Genomic DNA, 307 nt, shown 5'->3' with positions numbered 1-307 from the left:
CCGCAACATTGAACACGATTGCAGCGGCGCAGAAAATTGGCGGCGATGTGCATGTGCTGATTGCTGGCCACAACGCGCAAGCGGCTGCGGATGCAGCGGCGAAAATCGTCGGCGTTTCTAAGGTGCTGCTCGCCGATGCGCCGCAACTCGAACAAGGTCTCGCGGAAAACGTTGAAGCGACGGTGCTTTCAATTGCGAAGAACTATTCGCATATTCTCGCGCCTGCTACTGCAAGCGGTAAAAACGTTACGCCGCGTATTGCCGCCAAGCTCGACGTTGCGCAGATCAGCGATATCACTGCGGTTGA

The 307-nt window shown here is 56.4% G+C and carries 1 pseudogene; it reads left to right on the top strand.

Annotation, left to right across the window (positions count from 1 at the left end):
* A pseudogene (locus SB764_RS39155) lies at positions 1 to 307 on the top strand (electron transfer flavoprotein subunit alpha/FixB family protein); the annotation flags it as partial.

Origin of the sequence: Paraburkholderia sp. SIMBA_027, from assembly GCF_046535315.1 — a bacterium.
GTDB lineage: Bacteria > Pseudomonadota > Gammaproteobacteria > Burkholderiales > Burkholderiaceae > Paraburkholderia > Paraburkholderia tropica.
Note: the sequence above shows the minus strand (reverse complement) of the source record. Positions and strands in the feature narration are given on the sequence as shown.